The following is a 19350-nucleotide window of genomic DNA, read 5'->3' as shown; positions in this document are numbered from 1 at the left end:
AATTTTTTTTAAGTATTCTTCACCTTACTGATTCTTTTAAAGTCAAACTCTAAGTCGTAAATTACGAAATGGCCCAAAGTAACTTTATAGCAGGAGTTCCTTGGAGAAATCCTAAGGATTTAAAAACTCTGGTGGAAAACAGGACGACCTACACACTGGACAATTGTGAGTTAAATATTTTTGAAACTCATCAAGAAGCGGAGAACGTCAATTTGGTTTTTGGGGATCTGGTATTGACGACGATGCTGAAGGGCAAAAAGGTAATGCACCTTTTTGAAAAACCAGGATTTGATTATCTACCGGGCGAATCAGTGATAGTGCCGCCCAATGAAGTGATGAAAATAGATTTTCCCGAAGCTAAATGGGATAATCCCACACAGTGCATTGCCTTGTCTATTTCAAAGGAGATGATTGAAAATACTTTTAATATGCTCAATGAGCGATTTTCAGATCGGGTCTTGACGCAGGAGTGGGGGCTTGACTTGACTTCATTCCATTTGATTAATACCAATGAGCTTAGCGAAATCATCAATCGATTCATTAAGATCGGGGTCAAAGAGCGCTCCAGAGAAAAAGATTTGATTGCTTCACTGGCTTTGAAAGAACTTTTGATCCGGTTGAGCCAAACGCAAGCCCGAGATATGCTGGAGAAGACCTATAAGCAGCTTGCATCGGGAAACCGACTAGCCTACACAGTAGAATACATCAAAAAGCACCTCAGGGAAACTATCAGCCTGGAAGAGTTGGCGTCTAAGGCTTGTATGAGTAAGGCGCATTTTGTGAGAAGCTTTAAGCAAGAGTTGGGCTTGACGCCCATGGAGTTTGTGTTGAAAGAGCGGTTGAAATTGGCAAGAAATTACCTAAAAATTGGAGATTTTCAAGTGAAAGAGGTTGCCTGTATGGCGGGTTTTAAAAATATCAGTTATTTCATCAGAGCATTTAAGCAAGAATTTGGGTCCACGCCAAAGGTGTATCAGACAGGGGCCTTGGGATAAGTTAGGAATTCGCTTTGCTTACGATCCACTTATCCTGTTTTCTATCCATTATGAAAAAAATCAGGAAAATTTATTTTCGAAATCATGGATTTAAAATAGATTTTATTAAGTTTAATAAATTTTGGTAGATAAAATTGATAGTCAACTCATTCGTTTGCCAAATTTTATATGGTTTTAATCCATTAACAATAGACCCGCATTGAGAGCTTTTCTTCGGAAAAGCTCTCTTTTTTTATAGCTAGTTTGTTTTAATTTTTGTTAGATACTTATAGACTGGTTTAAAACAGAACCCCATTTTGTTATTTTTATGTAAAATTTATCAATATTGGTTTTGTCTTATTATTATTTTTGAGGTAAATAATATTTTGTTTTTTAACATTGAATAAAAAAAACCTTCCCGAAAATTTCGAGAAGGTTTCCCATTAATTAACCCTTTAATCCAAAAATCTTAATCTTGAGGTAGATCTTTTTTCGCTAAATAGAAATCTACCATTTCATAGTCACTCTCTTCTCGTTCAATCATTTCAGAGACCGTCTTGGGTGGAGAAACAATTGCTTTCTCTCCAGGTACCCAGTTGAGCGGTAGAGATACTTTATGCTTATCTGCAGTTTGAAGGGCGATCAAAGCACGTTTGATTTCCTCCATATTTCTTCCCACGTTAAGCGGGTAGTACATGATCAATCGGATTTTACCTGCCGGATCAATGAAGAAAACCGCTCGCACTGCTGCTGTTTCACTTTCTCCCGGCTGAAGCATCCCGTAGCGCTTGGAAACGCTCATGTCGATGTCGGCAATGATTGGGAATTCGAAAAGGACTCCAGTATTCTTTTTTACATTATTGACCCAAGCAATATGAGCGTGAATAGAGTCGATACTCAATCCCACCAGTTTGGTCTGATGCTCATCGAAGAAGCCTTGGTCTAGGGCAAAACCACTCATTTCTGTAGTACATACGGGTGTGAAATCCGCAGGGTGAGAAAAGAGAATGGTCCAGCTATCCTTAATGTATTCGGAAAATTTCATTTTCCCGGTAGTGGTCATCGCTTCAAAGTCAGGAGCTAAATCTCCTATTCTTGGCATAGTTATTTGTTGGTCTTCCATATCAGTGATTTATTATCGTTTTTTAATATTGATAGAACAAATCTACCGACTTCTTTTCTAGTGAATCGTGATCTTGGTCACACCCGATCCCTTTTTTCCTTTCATTTCCTCATTGTCTTTTTCTATGTGCCATACGGGATTTTCAATTTCTGATTCGTAGAGATAAGTAATGATCTTGGATAGGTCTGCGTCAGAGACTACCGGTTTTGGCATTAGCCCAAATCGCTTGATGGGCCCTTTCATTAAGGCTTTTTCTTCTGTAGGATTGGTAATAAAGCTTTTCATCGCTTCTGTAAATTCACGTTTCTCAGGAAATTTCTCCAGATAATGCTTTTTGACTCCATAGAGCGGAGGGGCAATGATCTGCTCATGTGAGGTGGATCTTGGATTGTGGCAGGCATAGCAGTGCTTTTCCAAAAGAATTAGCCCTTCATCATTCAAGAGAGCAGTGGAGGAGAGTGCGGGAGACTCCAGTTTTTGTTCGTATGAATCAGAAATGGATCCAAAGACAAATTGGAGGGCAATCCACAAATAGAGTGAGAGATGCATGGTTTAGAAATTAGAATTGCAGGAGGTACGTGAAGAGTTGATGATTTGATTATACTCGCTCAGGCTGATGTACTCGGGCGAGTAGTCAATTCCAGCTTGTGTTGCTAGGTTGTAGAAAGAGCGCATGTGATTTTCAGAACCACACATGAGGCTTTGATACAATGCTTGAATTAGGGCTTTATCGGTTTCTAGTATTCCCATCTGCAGATCATAGATATCCATGTCTTCGATCAGTAGGCCAACTTTAACAGCTTCTGACTCGGAGAGGTCAACTCTTTCCTTTAATTGCTTAAATAAAAGCTGCAGCGCAGGGTCAGTAAACTTTCCAAGTGTCTGATCTCCATTTAAGGGATCCGAAATGCCATAACTTGCCATCAGTCTCAAAACCGATTGAATATGCTGTGTCTCACTTTTGGCAATATTTTGAAAAGCGGTAATTCCATATTGCTCGAAAGCATAAGAGTACACATCGAAGGCGAGTTTTTCCTCTTCTCGAGTGAAGATTAAGGTCTCCACCTCTGCTGCTGAAAGCTGGGGGCTAGGTGTGGGGCTCTCACTTTCTTGACAAGCCGAGAGTCCTACAAATAGGACAGCGAAAACGATGATTAGCTTTTTCATAGTGCTTTCTTTTACTGAAGAAATTTACCGTGAATAGCTCTACTTCAAGGTGATAAAACTCACTTGCAAATTTATTTAATATGGATATCCACTTCTTTGTTAAGTAAAAATGGCCTCATCCCGTCCCGATTTATCAGGATCAGGACGGGCCTCCATATTTAAGGTTTTATAAGAAAGGGAGGAAAATACTTCGAAGCCGCATTTTCCTACCCCATTTACAAAAATGAAACAAACGGACACTGAGCGACGGATAGTGAGCGAAGCCGAACCAAGTCGAGGTGGATATTTAGAAAACTTTGCAAATGGCAGAATTCGGTATATTCATATTACTTAATAACTACTCTCATCCAACTTTACTTTTCCTCTATAGGTCCAGTAAATAATGGTAGTGTAGGCTGCGACAAAAGGCAATCCGAAAGAGGCAAGTATAGCCATTGTTTTCAGGGTGTACTGGGAAGAGGCAGCGTTATAAATATCCAAATTGTAGGCAGGGTCTAGATTGGATACCATCATATTGGGAAAGATTCCCAAAGCAAATAGCAAGACCACCGCAGCAATCATACTCGATGAGGAAATAAAGGCCCAACCTTCCCGACCTTTTGAGAGCATTCTTGGAATATTGGCAATGGCCAAAACATTCAACAAAACTACCGTCCATGCAAAAACAGAAAGTAAGGTTTCATGATTTTCTACCAACTCATGTTTGCTACCCGGTAAATCAATCTTTCCAAAAGAAAAATTGGCAATCATCTCAGGCTTCAGGTAGAGTGTCAATCCTGAAAATATCAGATAAAAGAAAATAAAAATTAGAAAATTAACCTTAATCCAGCCTTGCACTTGTTTTTGAAGTGCACCTTCTGTTTTCATATTGAGATAAATTCCTCCATGGAGAGAAAACATGGTCAGCGAAAATAGCCCTGAAGCAATCGAGTAAGGATTGAGCAAATCAAAGAAAGTGCCCTGATACTCCATGTCACTACCGATGGAGAAGCCCAATACGACATTGCCTATGGCAATCCCAAAAAGCAGGGCAGCCAAAATAGACCCTATACTAAAACCCCAATCCCAAAATGAACGCCATCGTCGATTTTCTTCTTTGCTACGAAATTCAATTGAGACTGCCCTGAAGATCAAGGCGATCAGCAAAAGCATAAAAGGAAGATAAAACCCAGAAAATGCCGTCGCATAGACATTGGGAAATGCCGCAAACAAAGCCCCGCCTGCTGTAATCAGCCATACTTCGTTACCATCCCAAACCGGGCCAATGGCATTCATCAGAATACGTCTGTCATGATCGGTTTTGCTGCGAAGATGTAGGATCCCTACGCCAAGGTCAAAACCATCCAAAATAGCATAACCAATTAATAGAATACCGACGAGAATATACCATACTACGTTATAATCCATGATCAATGAGGTTTAATGACATCCATTCGTTCTGATTTCTTTTTGTATCCTGCTTCTGCAGTGGCAATATGGTCTGGACCATGTTTGATTTCTCTATCCAAAACGTAGAGCCAAATGAAAAACAGTAGAATGTAGACTATGACAAAGAGTGTCAATGAAATCATTACTTCTGGAGCAGAAATAGACTTGGATACACCCTCGCTCGTCCTTAGTAAGCCCTGCACGATCCAAGGCTGACGTCCTCGTTCTGCTGAAACCCAACCCAGTTGATTGGCCATTACCGGTAAGGCTACAGCTGGAATATAAAATTTAATCAGCCAAGACCATTTCGGTGTGAAAAGTTGCTTTCGCCAAAGCAAAAACAAACTCAAAAGGGTTACAGCAATAAATAGCATCCCCAAAGCTACCATCAGGTGGTAGCTTTGAAACACTCCATTTACCGCAGGCCAGTCTTCTTCTGGAAACTCTTCCAAGCCTATTACCTCCCCATCAAAATCTCCATGTACCAAGAAACTCAGCATCCCTGGAATAGCTATCCCACTTGTTTCTCGGGTTTCGGGATCCGTCCAGCCAATGAGGTATAGCGGAGCATTGGTTTGGGTTTCGTATAAGCCTTCAAATGCCGCCAACTTGGTGGGTTGCCATTCGGCGACGATTTTGGCATGGGAATGCCCCACAAAGGGCTGAGCTAAGGAAGCTATAGCTGCCAGTCCCAATGCAATCGCAAAAGACTTCTGAGCAAATTCAATATTCTTCTTTTTGATTAGGTAGTAAGCAGATACGCTCATCACCAAAAATGCCCCCTGTATCCAAGCGCCAAGGATCACATGAGTAAATCGAACCATTGCCGATGGATTGAATACCATCTCCCAAAAATCTGTGATCACTGCTCGTCGAATGCCATAATCGACCACAATCTCATAGGCCACAGGGGTTTGTTGCCAGCTGTTGGCTACCACGATCCAAAAGCCGGAAAGGATACTTCCAAGTGCTACCATAATGGTGGCAAAGAGATGCATGCCTGGCTTGACCCTGTTCCACCCAAAAAGTAAAATAGCCAAAAAGCCTGATTCCAAGAAGAAGGCAAATATACCTTCTGCCGCTAGGGGAGAACCAAAAATATCTCCCACAAACCGGGAATAGGTAGACCAATTGGTGCCAAATTCGAATTCCATCACAATGCCCGATGCAACTCCTACAGAGAAATTAGCCGCAAAGATCTTGATCCAGAAGCGGGTAATTTTTTCATAAATTTTCTTCTTGGTAATCAGGTAGAGTGATTCATAGAATACCAGCAACAAACCCACTCCTATGCTGAAAGGAGGGAAGATGTAGTGGAACATGATGGTAAATGCAAATTGGATTCGCGAGAGGGTTTCTACATCCCAATTCATAAGCTTGATTTTTTAGATTTTCTATAGGTCCAAAAGGCAATGAAAATAAAAATGAGTCCTGCTATTATTTTCAAGATTTTGCTGGTGTCAAAGGAGAAAATAGTCTCAGGGATAAATGGTAGTCGATCCAAAATCCTATAAAATAACATAAGGCCTAGGCCTGCTAGAAAAAGAATTTTTACACGATTATTTACCATTTTTATCATTTTTGGAACAAAGTGATTCAAAATTAGCTTTCACAATTTTGAAGGACGTGACCCCTGTCACGATGAATAAAAATACAGACCATGTCAGAAAATACGAATAGGTTAGCAGGATTTGTCAAAGATCAATTTTCATCATTCGAAGAGCCACTTGTTCAAGAAATAATTTCCTGTGGTGAACTTGTCCAATTTCAACCTGATGCTTTGATGATGGATATTGGGCAAAAAGTGGAAATTATCCCCCTTATTGTGGACGGTACGGTCAAGGTATTTAGGGAAGACGAAGATGATCATGAGCTTTTTATGTACTACCTGCATGCTGGCGAAGCCTGTGCGATCACTATGATTTGTTCAGCCCGTGAAGGATACTCTAAAATTAAGGCTATTCCGGAGGAACTCACCACGGTCATCTCAATCCCCATTAGTAAGCTCGATGAGTGGATGCTCAAATACAAATCCTGGTATTATTTTGTCATGGATACTTATCAAGATCGCTTTGAGGAATTACTCAAGGTAGTGGACGGAATTGCTTTTCATCGTATGGATGAGCGCTTGATCGAATACTTGGAAAAAAACGCGGAAGCCAGTCAGCGAAGAGTGGTACACAAAACTCATCAGCAAATCGCCCAAGAGCTGAACTCCAGCAGGGAAGTGATTACTCGATTGCTGAAAAAATTGGAGCAAAGAGGGATGGTTCGGGTCAACCGAAATCAGATCGAATTACTAAGCGAATAAAAAACCAAAATCTTAAAACTAAATTATCTAATAATCCAGCTAAATCTTCCAATATTTCATCATCTTTGCTATTGAAATTCAGTTTTAATTAGCTTCTGAGGTGAGTATTAATCGGTATTTTTCAAGTAAGAAATTCTCCTCAAGAGGGGTGATGCTTTTTTTTGGCTTCTTGTTCTTGACAATTCCCTATTTAAAAGCACAGGTAAGGGTGCCTTTTACAGAGCGGTCCTCTTTGAACAATCCTAGTAGAAAAACCTTCGAGATCAATGGGGATTTTGCATTGATAGGAAATACGAATCTCAGCCTCGCCAATTACGACGACAACCTGATGAATGATAATCTCTTGCTTTACGTCGATGTAGATCAAGATCCTAACACCATTAACTCTTCTTCGGCGAGTTTGACTTTTTCAGCTGAAAATGGAGCAGATCCAAACTGTACCCAAGTGCTGTTTGCCGGACTTTATTGGTCGGGGAGAGGGCCGATTCAGGATGAATTTACTGTTAACTCTTCTGGTTTTACAGATAAAAAGCTGAATAGAAGGCAAGTGACACTTTCAGGGCCTTCAGGAGATCAGCAAGTCTTTACGGCTAGTCCCAGTGATATCCGCTATACTTATGGTCTGGATTTGCCTAATGATCTGGGACTTTTCGTTGGCTATGTGGAGGTAACCGATTTTGTCAGGAATAATGGAGTAGGAGAGTATACCGTAGCTGATTTAGCAGCTTTGGAGGGCACAAATTACCATTATGGTGGCTGGTCTATGGTGGTGGTGTATGAGAACCCACAAATGAAACAAAGAAGTGTGACCGTATTTGATGGATATGCTTTTGTAAGGGGAAGTGTGGTAGCAGATTATACTTTACCTATTTCTGGTTTTGCCACGGTAGATTCAGGGCCTGTGCGCATGAAGCTCGGCGTAGCAGCAGGAGAGGGGGATGTCGCCGCTACAGGCGATTACCTAGAGATCGAAAAGGGCCAAGGCTCCAATGACTTTGTGCGGCTTTCCCATGGAGAAAACTCAGAGAATAATTTTTTCAATTCAAGTATTGCTACTGGGGGAAATCCAAGAAATCCCAATCTGAAAAATAATACCGGAATGGATATCGCTGTGTTTGATATTCCAAATGCAGACAATGAAATCCTGGAAAATGGTCAGACAAGCACGCGGTTTCGCTATGGCACAGATGGGGATGCCTATGTGATTTATTCGCTAGTCACTGCAGTGGAAACAAGTCAGCCCTTATTGGAAGGGTTTCACTACTTCTCAGATTCACCAGCAAGTGAGGTGGTGCCAGGGGATGAGATTGAGCTGACGATAGAGATTAGAAATACGAGTGAAATGGCTGTTGAAGACGCTTTGCTTACATTAAATTTGCCCCAAGGATTGGAGTATGTGTCTGCCGAAACTGTTTTTTATTCCGCGGCCTCTGATAATTCATTACCGGGATTTGACGATAGCCCAACGGTAAGGCAATTGTATTGGGATATAGGAGATGTCCCCATACCCAATACTAAGGGTGAGGTGTTTGCGGAAATTACTTACAAAGTCAAAGTTACAGGGGAATGTGCCTTGCTAATCAATACCTGTAGTGCCAACTTTGTTTTGGACGGCGAACTTAACGGGATCAATGGAGTGAACGGCAACGCAATTCCCACCTCTCCTCTAAAGATTGGTGTTTCTCAAGGAAGCACCTGTTTTGACACCCCTATTTTTGGTCCTTTAGAAGTTGTCGTCAATGCTGCGGATTACCTCAAAGAAAATTGTGGTTTTGACACGGAAAATTCTAAGCTTTTCATTTGTCAAGATGTAAACGATCAGTTTGTACAGATTTTAAGTCTGACTACTATTTTCCCAGCTGGGACTCGATTCTATGATGAATTCCCCATTTTATCTTCCACTACTGAATATGTTGCAGAGTTGCCATTAGACTCCAATCAATCCTACTTTGCTGTCTTTCCAAATAACCTCAATTGTCCAAAGGAATTTAGTATAGAGGCAGGGTATATTGAGGTAGAAGTTGAGCAAGAGGATTTAGCGTGTGGAGCACCTTCGTCTGAATCCTTGGTCAGCTTCAAGGTAGTGGAAGGAAAAGCTCCTTTTACCTTTGACTATTTGGATGGTTTGGGTCCTGTCAATCAAGCCAGTAGAAGTTTTGCTTTCGGAAGCCACCAAGTAGTAGTATCCGATGCGAATGGTTGTCAGCGAACGCTAGATTTTGAAGTTAGCCCTTCTGCCGGTTTCAGTTTAACCTTAGAAAAAAATGAAGCTCAAACTACTTGTCCGGACTCCCCTTCCTTAGCGAATTTTGTCTTGATAGAATCGGAATCAGAGGAGAACTATACTTTGACCGTAGAAGGAAAGTCAGTGGATGGAGCAGATTACTTATTTAATCTGATAGAGGTAGAAAAGGGTCGAATTGAATTGCCAGATATCTTGCCCGGGATGTATAAGGTCACCTTGGTAGATGGAAAGGGCTGTTTCCAAGAGGCAGAATTGGAAGTTAAAACAGAAGAATATAATTACCTGAAGGCCGAATTTGAATTGGAAAGCGAGTCTATTTCTGCAGGAACCTCACTGAATCCCGGCGAAGAGATAGACTTTATCAATTTATCTGAGGGGTACGGGGCACTTGTTTATTCTTGGGATTTTGGAGATGGAGAGGTAAGTTCAGAGGTGTCTCCGATTCACAGCTATGAAAAAGCAGGCAAATACACCATCCGGTTGACTTCCATGAATGAGACAGGTTGTATCAAAGAAGTTTCTAGGATACTGGAAGTGGGAGCACCTGCCTTGAGGATGCCAAATGCATTTACTCCAAATGGTGATGGCAAAAATGATTTTTATTTCCCTGTATTTAGGCAAATCGATTCGATCCAATTTTGGATTTTCAATCGATGGGGGGAAACCCTATATTTTTCAGATTCGCTCACAGATACAGGATGGGATGGGTCAATCAGAGGGGAAGAAGCACCAAGTGGCACCTACATTTATCGGATTAACTATTGGAGCGAAACGAAAGGGCATCAATTCCAGTCAGGTTCCTTTCTTTTACTAAAATGATTTAGCTCGGAAGAGCCAATACATTACAGAATTCTGGGAGTGCTTTAACCGGGATTAGTTTTCCTCGAAGGCCGATTTGGTAAAATTTATACTTGTATTGGTCGAGGAATTTCAAGATGTCCTCTGCTTCATAGCCTCCTGATTGGCAGGCTTCTCGGTTGATTTCAAGCAAGAGCTTGGGTCGAAAAGAAGCAATGGTTTTTTCGCCCCCTTGTAAAACCTGCAATTCGGCCCCTTCCACATCAATTTTAATCAGGTTGATTGCTTTGATATTTAATTCCTCTACCTGCCTGTCAAGTGTGTCTAGTTGGATTTTTCCTAAGGGAATATGAAAATGATCCGATCCGAAAATAGTATTGGTACCTTCATTTTGACCGGGTTGGGTGAAGAGTTCCAATTCCCCCGGCTCCTTGCTTAGACCAAGTTCTAAGGGATTAAAGATTGCTTGCAGTTTGGGGTTCAATTGGATATTTTCCTTCAGCTGAGCAAATAAAGCCGACATGGGTTCATAAGAATAAACTTTGCCTCCTGAACCCACCTTTCTAGCGGCCCACAAACTGTACTCTCCCTGATTGGCGCCCACATCGATAAAGGTATCTCCTGAGTTGAGTTGACTTTCTAGGGTGAAAATTGGCGCCCAATCATGTGCTCCTCTCCAATAGATCGCTCTGCCCATTTGCTTAGAGATATCTACTTTCATTCGAATGCCTCTGAAGTTAAAGACTCTCCAATTAGGTGTTTGCGAATTGCTCGAAAACAAACTCCGCAAGAATCTAGATAAAAAATAGCCACCAGGAATGATGTAAAAATTTCTAGATAGACTGCTTAACAATTTTTCCATCGTATTAAAGTAGCTTGAGGGCCTTGATCAATTTTTCTTCCCTCATCTTTAAGGTGAAGTTTTGGGTAATTTGTGTTCGAGCCTTTTTTGACCAGATTTTCTTATTTGGTAAAAGTAAGGCCTTTTGCACAAGGTCTAGGGCAAGTTGAAGATCTTTTTTTGCTAGAATCAATCCGGCTTCACCGATGATTTGGGGAATATGATTTGTTTTTGCCCCTATAGGAATACACCCACAAAGCATGGCTTCCGCAAGCGCACAGCCAAAACCTTCAAAGCTCGACAGTTGAAAATAAAACTGTGATTTTTGATAGCGCTCGCGGAGCTTTTCGGGACTGAGCTTTCCTAAAAAATGTACATTTTCAGGAGTCTTCTTGGATAGGTCATTTGCATCTACACCTGCAAAATAGAAGTGGCATTCTGGTAATGCTAGGGCAAGTTTGAGGATCAGGTCTCCACCTTTTAGATCAAATTGACTGTAGGACATGACCGTCAAAAAGCTATTTTCTTCTTTTGCTATTTCAGCAGGAAAATCCCAGAATTCTTCATCCAAACCATTGTAAATGATCTCGGTGGGGGTAGAGATTTTAGGAAAGATTGTTTCAATTCCCTGATTTTTATTTAAAATTTTCGGGTCAAAGTTGAGTTGGGTTTTGAGAAGAGACTCACTTACGGGGAAAATCCTGTCAGTCATAAGATAAGCAGCTCCGCAGATTTTCTTGAGGATGGGAATTCTTAAGCTGCCATAATTGATTTCGGGAATGGCTGCACTGTCTGTTCCGTGTATGATTATGACAGATTTTTTGCCAAAAAGCCGAGCAAACAAAGTGGGCCAAAACGCCCAATAGCCCCCAAAATTTACTATTACTAGGTCAGTTTGGAAGACCAAAGGAATTAAAGCGAAAAATTGTCTCAGAAAGTAGACAGGAGCGTACTGTTTATATTCCCACGGATAATGGTTGATGCATACTTGAAAATGATTTTTTAATAGCTGAAGGTCAGCTTTAACAAATGATTGGAAAGAAGGAGTGACATACAAAAGCTTTTTTCTCATGATTGGGGTCTTAGTATGTCACTTCTTTCCGATTATAATTTATGAATTACACTACCAGATTCACAATCTTACCTGGTACGACAATGACCTTTTTTGGAGATTTACCCTCCAGCCATTTTTGTACGGTAGTATCTGCCAAAGCCGCTTTTTCGATATCCTCTTTGCTGAGTTCAAGACTCAAGTTGAGCTTCGCCCGCATTTTTCCATTGATCATCACAGGATATTCAAAATTGCTTTCAACTAGGTATTCTTCTCTGAATTCGGGGAATTTTGCAGTGGTAATCGAGCCCGAATGACTCAATAATGACCAAAGTTCCTCTGCGATGTGAGGTGCGTACGGAGAAATCAAAATCGCCAAAGGCTCCAACACTTCCCGCTTGTTACATTTCAAGGCGGTTAGCTCATTCACGCAGATCATAAAGCTTGACACAGAGGTATTAAAAGAGAAATTAGCCATGTCCTCTTCCAGCTTTTTGATGGCTTTGTGCAGGGCTTTCAGTTCTTCCTTGCTTGCTTTTTCATCGGAAACCGCAAATTCTCCTTTACCGTCATGGTACAGGTTCCAAAGTTTCCTCAAAAACTTAAATACTCCGTCGATCCCATTGGTATTCCAAGGCTTAAATTGCTCCAATGGCCCGAGGAACATCTCATACAATCTTAAGGTATCGGCCCCGTAGCGTTCGATGATGTCGTCTGGATTGACCACGTTGTATTTGGACTTGGACATTTTCTCCACTTCTGCACCACAGATGTATTTTCCGTCTTCCAAAATAAATTCCGCGTCGGTCAGGTCCGGTCTCCAAGATTTGAACTTGTCCAGATTCAATTGATCATTATGCACAATATTCACGTCCACGTGCATGGCGGAAGTATCGTATTGGTCTTTTAATCCTAAGCTTACGAATTGGTTGGTTCCTTTGACTCGATACACAAAATTTGATCGTCCCTGAATCATTCCTTGGTTGATCATTTTTTGGAATGGCTCGTCGATGCTCACTACACCTAAATCATATAAAAACTTGGTCCAAAAGCGGGAATACAACAAGTGCCCCGTCGCATGCTCGGAACCACCGATATACAAATCCACAGCACCCCAGTAATCGGTTTTGGCTTTTTCTGCGAAAACTTCCTCATTTTTAGGATCCATGTAGCGGAAGAAGTACCAGCTCGATCCTGCCCAACCCGGCATGGTCGAGAGTTCCAATGGATATTCGCCCTCGGCGGTTTTGTAGGTCCAATCTTTAGCTCGTCCTAGGGGTGGTTCTCCATCTTCGGTAGGCAAATATTTGTCTACCTCAGGAAGCACCAAAGGCAAGTCTTTTTCATCAATTAAATAAGGCAAGCCATCTTTAAAATAAACTGGAAGCGGTTCCCCCCAATAGCGCTGACGGGTGAAAATAGCATCCCGCATTCGGAATTGGATTTTTCCTTTTCCGATGCCTTTTTCTTCCAAAAATTCGATTGCCTTTTCCATGGCTTCCTTCATATACAAGCCGGAAAGGAATCCTGAATTAATGATCAAACCGCCCTTGCCGGGGAAAGATCCGTTTTCCATGGAGCCTTCGATCACTTGTCTGATTTCCAATCCGAAATGCTTCGCAAAGTTATAATCGCGTTCGTCGTGCGCTGGAACAGCCATTACGGCGCCAGTACCGTATCCGGCCAATACATAATCTGCAACCCAAATCTGAATTTCTTCCCCATTAAATGGATTGATGGCATAGGATCCGGTAAAGGCGCCGGAGATCGTTTTGACATCGCTCATCCGCTCGCGCTCGGAGCGGTTCTTGGCTACTTGGATATAGGCTTCGGCAGTTTCCCGCTGATCGTCAGTGATGAGTTCGGCGGCTAAATCTGACTCCGGTGCCAAAGCCAAATAAGTCACACCGTAAATGGTATCTACTCGGGTGGTAAAAACTTTGATTTTTTTATCGGAGCTCTTGACTTGAAATACCATCTCAGCTCCAATGGATTTTCCGATCCAGTTGCGCTGCATTTCTTTGATAGGCTCAGACCAGTCCACTTTTTCCAAGCCTTTCAAAAGCCGATCTGCATAGGCTGTGATCCGCATGGACCACTGCATCATTTTCTTTCGCTCCACAGGGTGGCCACCTCTCTCAGAAAAGCCGTCTTTCACTTCGTCGTTGGAAAGAACAGTTCCCAAAGCTGGGCACCAATTGACGGTGGTTTCTGCTAAGAAAGTCAAACGGTATTTAAGCAACATTTCCTGCTTAGCCTTTTCAGAAAAGGCAGCCCATTCTTCTGCGCTAAAAGCTTGAGTATCCTCATCGCAAACAGCTTTGACCTGGGTATTGCCTTCCTTTTCAAATCGGGAAATCAGAGAGCCTATAGGTAGTGCTTTGTCCGCATCCAAATCGTAATAACTATTAAAAAGCTGCATAAAAATCCACTGCGTCCACTTGTAGTAGGATGGATCAGAGGTCCGCACTTCTCGATCCCAATCGAAAGCGAAGCCGATATTTTTCAGCTGCTCAGTGTATCGGGCTATGTTTTGCTCGGTAGTGATGGCGGGATGCTGTCCTGTTTGGATGGCATATTGCTCAGCAGGTAAGCCAAAGGAATCATAGCCCATGGGGTGTAGAACATTGAAACCCTTGAGCATTTTAAATCGACTGACAATATCCGAAGCAATGTAACCCAGCGGATGTCCTACATGGAGACCTGCACCAGAAGGATATGGAAACATGTCCAAGGAATAGAATTTGGGTCGATTTGGATCAACTTCAGCATGAAAAGTGCCTTTTTCTTTCCAATAGCCCTGCCATTTTTGTTCGATTCCTCTGAAATTGTACTCCGCCATAATTGAAATTTTCTTGATTTTTTAGCTAAACGCCTGCAAAAATAGAAAAATCAGGCGGCTTTGATAGTCAAATTTCTAATTCCTGTCGTCTTCTTATTTTTCCGCTAGTCAATTTTGTGATGAGGGTTTCTGGCTTTTTGGTAAATTCCAGTGGATCAATTAAACTATTAAAATGAGAAAAATCATACTAGTTGGCCTCGGCTTGCTTCTAGGAGTGAGTGGGGCTGCTTTTGGGCAGAAAAAATTTTCTCCCAAACAAATCGAAGCCTTAAAAAGTGAGGTCGCTCAGATCGTCCAGGATAATCACAAGCAAAGTCAAGTGATGGTGGATAAGATATTCAGTTTTGCAGAACTGGGCTTTCAAGAAATCGAATCTTCTAAATACCTCACCGGGGTTTTGGAGCAAAATGGATTTGAAATCCAAACGGGGATTTCGGGTATTCCTACGGCTTGGTGGGCTACTTGGAGTAATGGAGAAGGACCTGTCATTGCACTGGGTTCGGATGTGGATAATATCCCCAAAGCCTCCCAATATCCTGGTGTCGCCTATCACAAGCCTATGGTAGATGGTGCGCCTGGGCATGGAGAGGGGCATAATGCAGGGATTCCTTTGAATATCACGGCGGCATTGGCAGTAAAGCAAATCATGGAACGGGAAAATATCGGGGGCACGCTGATTCTTTGGCCGGGAATCGCCGAGGAATTGGTAGCAGCCAAAGCTTGGTACACCCGAGACGGCTTATTTGAAGGAGTGGATATGTGTATTTTCACCCATGTGGCCAATAATTTGGGAGTAAGCTGGGGTCAAGCCAACGGAACCGGGTTGATTTCGGTGGAATATTCCTTCTCAGGTGATGCAGCTCATTCTGCAGGGGCACCCTGGAGAGGGAAAAGTGCTGCAGATGCGGTGGAGTTGATGAATATTGGATGGAATTACAAGAGAGAGCATTTACATCCGCTGAAACGATCCCATTCCATTATCACCGATGGCGGAGATCAGCCTAATGTAGTTCCTTCTAAGGCCTCCATTTGGTATTACTTCCGTGACGTGAAGTACGATGGTATTATGGAAATGTATGAGCAGGCAAATAATATTGCCAAAGGGGCGGCCTTGATGACCGAAACTACCATGGATTATAAAGTTTTGGGTACAGCATGGCCTAGGCATTTCAATAAGACCATTGCAGAAGCCATGTTTGCCAACATTCAGAAAGTTGGGTTGCCGGAATGGGACGAAAAGGATCAAACCTTAGCCAAGGCAGTTCAAAAAGAAATGGGTTCTGAAGAAAAAGGCTTGGCTACCGAACTGATTGATTTAGGCGTTCCTTCTGAGGAAATCAGAAGTGGAGGTTCTGACGATATTGGGGATGTGTCTTGGGTGGTACCCACAGTGACTTTGCGATTCCCATCCAATATACCGGGATTGCCAGGGCATCATTGGAGCAATGCCATCGCGATGGCTACCCCGATTGCCCATAAGGGGGTGACTCAGGGGGCGAAGGTAGAAGCGATGACCATTTTGGATTTCTTGCTTCAGCCCGAATTGGTGGATCAAGCTTGGGAATATTTCAAAAATGTACAGACCAAGGAGGAAACTTATAAACCCATGATTACGGCCGATGATGCTCCTCCGATCTATTTGAATGAAGGGATTATGAAGCAATTCCGTCCATCCTTGGAGAAATTCTACTACGATGAGACGAAATATGACAGCTATTTGGAGCAGTTGGGAGTGACCTATCCGACGGTAAAAAAAGATTAAATCAGTTTAGCTGAAATACGAATTTTTATTTCGGATTGAAGACATTCCAAAGCGACCTTTCGAGGCTTTTGAAACCTCGAAGGTCTTTTTGTCCCTGATGATTATTAAGGTTAAATGGAGGTCGGTAACGAGGCTTCGTCTTTTAAATCCATTTTTGTAAATCAAAAATATCATGACAAAAATCCATCTTAAATTTACAGTAAGAGAAGCTTCTCCTGCCGAATTGCTATGGGTTCATGAGCGTATTCCTGAGTTTTCCGGTAATGAGGTGGGGCTTGATTTTTATGTTGATCGATTAAAGAATAGGCTTCACTTAGCTTTGGTTGCCGAAAAGCAGGGTGAATTGCTTGGATTTAAAGTAGGCTATGAATCCGATGAGCCTGAGACCTTTTATTCTTGGATGGGAGGAGTGAGGCCTGAATTTCGAAAAAGAGGAATAGCCGAAGCTTTAGCGGAATTCCAAGAGGATTGGGCGACAGAAAAGGGATTCAAGTCTGTATTTTTCAAGACACGAAATCGATTACCTCCGATGATTAATTTTGGTCTAAGTCGAGGGTTTAAAATCGTTAAAGTCATCCGAAAAGGAGGTCTGGATGATTATCGGATCGTCATGTGGAAGGAATTGAGTGAAAAGATTGAAAACTAAGATTAGAAATATGTGCTGTGAGTAAAGTAAAAGATAGCTACTAATAGCTCATGGTTATTTTTCTTTATTCCAATCCTTAACCTTACCTTTGTTTCCTTATTCATTTAGCGGTCGAATCACCCGCTTTAACAAAAATTCATGGACACACTCGATCAGGTAGCTTCGACTACCCAAGAACTCGTAGCCGCAGGGCTTCAGCTTCCATTGATGGAAGCTTTTTATACAATCCAAGGTGAAGGCAAATTTACTGGACATCCCGCTTATTTTATTCGGCTAGGAGGTTGCGATGTGGGTTGCGTCTGGTGCGATGTCAAAGAATCTTGGGAAGCGGGTAAATGGCCTATTGTTTCCATTGAGAAAATTGTAGATGATGCTTGTTCTCATCCTGGACGACTAGTGGTCATCACAGGAGGTGAGCCTTTGATGTATAATCTGAATCCTTTGACCAAGCTTTTGAAAGAAAAGGGCTTTACTACCAATATTGAAACTTCCGGAGCACATCCCTTTTCGGGTGATTTTGACTGGGTTTGTTTTTCACCCAAGAAATTTAAGAAACCCCATCCCTCCATTTACGATCAGGCCGATGAATTGAAGGTGGTGATTTTTCATGATAGTGATTTCAAGTTTGCGGAGGAACATGCGCAATCTGTTAGGTCATCCTGCGAACTACGACTTCAGCCTGAATGGAGTAAAGCAGATATATTCACTCCTAAGCTCATTGACTATGTGAAAAGTCATCCTAGTTGGAAGATTTCCTTACAAACGCATAAGTTTATGGATATTCCCTAAGTCCTGATTTTTTCTTGCCATATCCCGCCCTCGGTTCTTGAAGACACGAACCGGAATAATTTGATAGAAAGAAGTTTGAGCTAAAGCTCATATGTAATACCAAGTCTTTTTGAAGAATTGGCTAAAGTTCCATTTCCATTCAAAAAACACAATTCGTGCATTCGTTGCTCAAGAAGTAGCTGCTAATTCACGAATGGTCTCCAATTAGACTATTTAGAATCCTACCACCTTCTCCGGTCTCTAAATCACTCCACCTTCCCCAAATATTCCGAATTGCTAAGGATATATGACTTCCTCCAGATATTATATTGACTAAAGGCAAAATAGACATGCCAGAGAGAGTCCTTATTGGCTTCACTAAGATCAACTTCTGCCAGCCCCTCCGATCTTCTGAATTTCTGCTCGACCCAGATGTATTTTTCCTGCTCGGGTTGATAAAGGACAATAAAAGTCTCGTCATTTGGCTTGGACTTGCCTTCTTCTGTACCAGAATCCCAACTGATGCGAATTCCCGAGCCTGTTTTCTCCAAACTTGGATTTTGGGGTTCAAGTAGATTCCCCTTGCTGATCTTCAGAAAGGCCGGGTCGATTTTGGGTTCTCGTTCGTGATGATAGCCCTTGTGGTTGAGTTCGGCATAGGCCAGATGGATTCCTTTTTTGCTCTGGGTGAGAAATTCCTGATAGCCGAAATCCAGCACCCGCTTTAGGGGTTTGAGAAATCGGTTGATGGTCTTGAGCTTCTCCCTCTGCAGGAGTTGGAGTGAGGATGGATGGGTTTTGTTTCGGTGGGTACCACTAGGGCGAGTACGAACGACGGTCTTTCCGTTCATCGAATAGAAGACCAGGTTGCCGATTTTCCCCTGTGGAAAGAAGATGTTTTTTGGGGGTAGATTTCCCATAAGTGATCTGCTCTGGTATTAACTAAGCTTAATTTAGGAAATACATGAATTTAAGTCAATGAAAATAAGTGTTTTTAATGAAAAAGTATAAAAAAACTATAGGGTAAATATAACTACAGTAACTAAAAAGACCCTATAAAAGAACTATACTTACCCTATAGATACCCTAAATAAACCTACTAAATCTCAAAAATCAGAATTGGATTATTCCTTCGACGAAGTTAGTTTGTTTGCTACGAATTCTCGGATTTTTTCTTGCTTTTCCCAGCCTTGGATTGCGTCTCTATAAACCGGAATAAATAGAGTTAAAGGTAGAAGTGAGTGAGGACACTTACTTCGGCAAAGGAGAGCTTATGTGAGTGGAGACCTGTATTTGCCGTCTAGGCAGGGGCTCACGTGGACAGAAAGGAAAAGTAGTCTGTAAGACACAGACCATGGCGAAGTTTCCAATTCGTGCATTCGTGGCTGAAAAAG

At 42.0% G+C, this 19350-nt stretch carries 15 protein-coding genes; 6 read left to right on the top strand and 9 right to left on the bottom strand.

Annotated features, from left to right (window positions below; translation table 11 throughout):
• Positions 1 to 68 precede the first annotated feature (68 nt).
• Entirely contained in the window at positions 69 to 995 is a 927-nt protein-coding gene (locus BLQ57_RS00420) for an AraC family transcriptional regulator (protein WP_087937655.1), read from the top strand.
• 448 nt (positions 996 to 1443) lie between these two features.
• Here the strand turns inward: BLQ57_RS00420 and BLQ57_RS00415 are convergent, their stop codons facing one another.
• The 5 genes from BLQ57_RS00415 to BLQ57_RS00395 form a co-directional block, all read right to left on the bottom strand.
• Positions 1444 to 2097 carry a peroxiredoxin gene (locus BLQ57_RS00415; protein ID WP_087937656.1) on the bottom strand — a complete coding sequence of 218 codons (654 nt, stop codon included), beginning with the start codon at positions 2095 to 2097 and terminating at the stop codon, positions 1444 to 1446.
• 57 nt (positions 2098 to 2154) lie between these two features.
• Positions 2155 to 2646 carry a c-type cytochrome gene (locus tag BLQ57_RS00410; RefSeq protein ID WP_087937657.1) on the bottom strand — a complete coding sequence of 164 codons (492 nt, stop codon included), beginning with the start codon at positions 2644 to 2646 and terminating at the stop codon, positions 2155 to 2157.
• Between the two features lie 3 nt (positions 2647 to 2649).
• Positions 2650 to 3264, bottom strand: a complete 615-nt coding sequence (locus BLQ57_RS00405) for a DUF2202 domain-containing protein (RefSeq protein ID WP_087937658.1) — start codon at positions 3262 to 3264, stop codon at positions 2650 to 2652.
• A 330-nt stretch (positions 3265 to 3594) separates the two neighbouring features.
• On the bottom strand, positions 3595 to 4671 hold the full coding sequence (gene cydB / locus BLQ57_RS00400; protein ID WP_087937659.1) for a cytochrome d ubiquinol oxidase subunit II: 1077 nt from the start codon (positions 4669 to 4671) through the stop codon (positions 3595 to 3597).
• 2 nt (positions 4672 to 4673) lie between these two features.
• A complete protein-coding gene (locus BLQ57_RS00395; protein ID WP_087937660.1) occupies positions 4674 to 6065 on the bottom strand; it encodes a cytochrome ubiquinol oxidase subunit I in 1392 nt (463 codons plus the stop codon).
• 287 nt (positions 6066 to 6352) lie between these two features.
• Between BLQ57_RS00395 and BLQ57_RS00385 the strand changes: the two genes are divergently transcribed.
• Positions 6353 to 7003 (top strand): Crp/Fnr family transcriptional regulator, encoded by a 651-nt coding sequence (locus tag BLQ57_RS00385; RefSeq protein WP_087937662.1) that lies wholly within the window; start codon positions 6353 to 6355, stop codon positions 7001 to 7003.
• A 232-nt stretch (positions 7004 to 7235) separates the two neighbouring features.
• Positions 7236 to 10067: a T9SS type B sorting domain-containing protein gene (locus tag BLQ57_RS00380; RefSeq protein WP_169712690.1), complete on the top strand. Its 2832-nt coding sequence runs from the start codon at positions 7236 to 7238 to the stop codon at positions 10065 to 10067.
• 1 nt (position 10068) lies between these two features.
• Here BLQ57_RS00380 and BLQ57_RS00375 read toward each other — a convergent pair whose 3' ends face one another.
• From BLQ57_RS00375 to leuS, 3 genes are all read right to left on the bottom strand, one after another.
• Entirely contained in the window at positions 10069 to 10767 is a 699-nt protein-coding gene (locus BLQ57_RS00375) for an FkbM family methyltransferase (RefSeq protein WP_240507725.1), read from the bottom strand.
• Between the two features lie 145 nt (positions 10768 to 10912).
• Positions 10913 to 11959 (bottom strand): glycosyltransferase family 4 protein, encoded by a 1047-nt coding sequence (locus BLQ57_RS00370; RefSeq protein WP_087937665.1) that lies wholly within the window; start codon positions 11957 to 11959, stop codon positions 10913 to 10915.
• Positions 11960 to 12005: 46 nt separating this feature from the next.
• Positions 12006 to 14780, bottom strand: a complete 2775-nt coding sequence (gene leuS, locus BLQ57_RS00365; RefSeq protein WP_087937666.1) for a leucine--tRNA ligase — start codon at positions 14778 to 14780, stop codon at positions 12006 to 12008.
• Between the two features lie 172 nt (positions 14781 to 14952).
• Between leuS and BLQ57_RS00360 the strand changes: the two genes are divergently transcribed.
• The 3 genes from BLQ57_RS00360 to BLQ57_RS00350 all read left to right on the top strand — a co-directional run bounded on the left by BLQ57_RS00360 (position 14953) and on the right by BLQ57_RS00350 (position 17977).
• On the top strand, positions 14953 to 16542 hold the full coding sequence (locus BLQ57_RS00360; protein ID WP_087937667.1) for a peptidase dimerization domain-containing protein: 1590 nt from the start codon (positions 14953 to 14955) through the stop codon (positions 16540 to 16542).
• Between the two features lie 172 nt (positions 16543 to 16714).
• Positions 16715 to 17188 carry a GNAT family N-acetyltransferase gene (locus tag BLQ57_RS00355; RefSeq protein WP_087937668.1) on the top strand — a complete coding sequence of 158 codons (474 nt, stop codon included), beginning with the start codon at positions 16715 to 16717 and terminating at the stop codon, positions 17186 to 17188.
• 138 nt (positions 17189 to 17326) lie between these two features.
• Positions 17327 to 17977 (top strand): 7-carboxy-7-deazaguanine synthase QueE, encoded by a 651-nt coding sequence (locus BLQ57_RS00350; RefSeq protein WP_087937669.1) that lies wholly within the window; start codon positions 17327 to 17329, stop codon positions 17975 to 17977.
• A 245-nt stretch (positions 17978 to 18222) separates the two neighbouring features.
• Here the strand turns inward: BLQ57_RS00350 and BLQ57_RS00345 are convergent, their stop codons facing one another.
• On the bottom strand, positions 18223 to 18876 hold the full coding sequence (locus tag BLQ57_RS00345) for a DUF6266 family protein (RefSeq protein WP_087937670.1): 654 nt from the start codon (positions 18874 to 18876) through the stop codon (positions 18223 to 18225).
• Positions 18877 to 19350 lie beyond the last annotated feature (474 nt).

Source organism: Algoriphagus faecimaris (assembly GCF_900101705.1).
Taxonomy (GTDB): Bacteria; Bacteroidota; Bacteroidia; order Cytophagales; family Cyclobacteriaceae; genus Algoriphagus; species Algoriphagus faecimaris.
Note: the sequence above shows the minus strand (reverse complement) of the source record. Positions and strands in the feature narration are given on the sequence as shown.

Coding starts and splice junctions, on each gene's coding strand:
- BLQ57_RS00405 (WP_087937658.1), bottom strand. CDS start 3,264: ATGAAAAAGCTAATCATCGTTTTCGCTGTCCTATTTGTAGGACTCTCG.
- BLQ57_RS00345 (WP_087937670.1), bottom strand. CDS start 18,876: ATGGGAAATCTACCCCCAAAAAACATCTTCTTTCCACAGGGGAAAATC.
- BLQ57_RS00410 (WP_087937657.1), bottom strand. CDS start 2,646: ATGCATCTCTCACTCTATTTGTGGATTGCCCTCCAATTTGTCTTTGGA.
- BLQ57_RS00415 (WP_087937656.1), bottom strand. CDS start 2,097: ATGGAAGACCAACAAATAACTATGCCAAGAATAGGAGATTTAGCTCCT.
- BLQ57_RS00350 (WP_087937669.1), top strand. CDS start 17,327: ATGGACACACTCGATCAGGTAGCTTCGACTACCCAAGAACTCGTAGCC.
- BLQ57_RS00375 (WP_240507725.1), bottom strand. CDS start 10,767: ATGAAAGTAGATATCTCTAAGCAAATGGGCAGAGCGATCTATTGGAGA.
- BLQ57_RS00385 (WP_087937662.1), top strand. CDS start 6,353: ATGTCAGAAAATACGAATAGGTTAGCAGGATTTGTCAAAGATCAATTT.
- BLQ57_RS00355 (WP_087937668.1), top strand. CDS start 16,715: ATGACAAAAATCCATCTTAAATTTACAGTAAGAGAAGCTTCTCCTGCC.
- BLQ57_RS00395 (WP_087937660.1), bottom strand. CDS start 6,065: ATGAATTGGGATGTAGAAACCCTCTCGCGAATCCAATTTGCATTTACC.
- BLQ57_RS00360 (WP_087937667.1), top strand. CDS start 14,953: ATGAGAAAAATCATACTAGTTGGCCTCGGCTTGCTTCTAGGAGTGAGT.
- cydB (WP_087937659.1), bottom strand. CDS start 4,671: ATGGATTATAACGTAGTATGGTATATTCTCGTCGGTATTCTATTAATT.
- leuS (WP_087937666.1), bottom strand. CDS start 14,780: ATGGCGGAGTACAATTTCAGAGGAATCGAACAAAAATGGCAGGGCTAT.
- BLQ57_RS00370 (WP_087937665.1), bottom strand. CDS start 11,959: ATGAGAAAAAAGCTTTTGTATGTCACTCCTTCTTTCCAATCATTTGTT.
- BLQ57_RS00420 (WP_087937655.1), top strand. CDS start 69: ATGGCCCAAAGTAACTTTATAGCAGGAGTTCCTTGGAGAAATCCTAAG.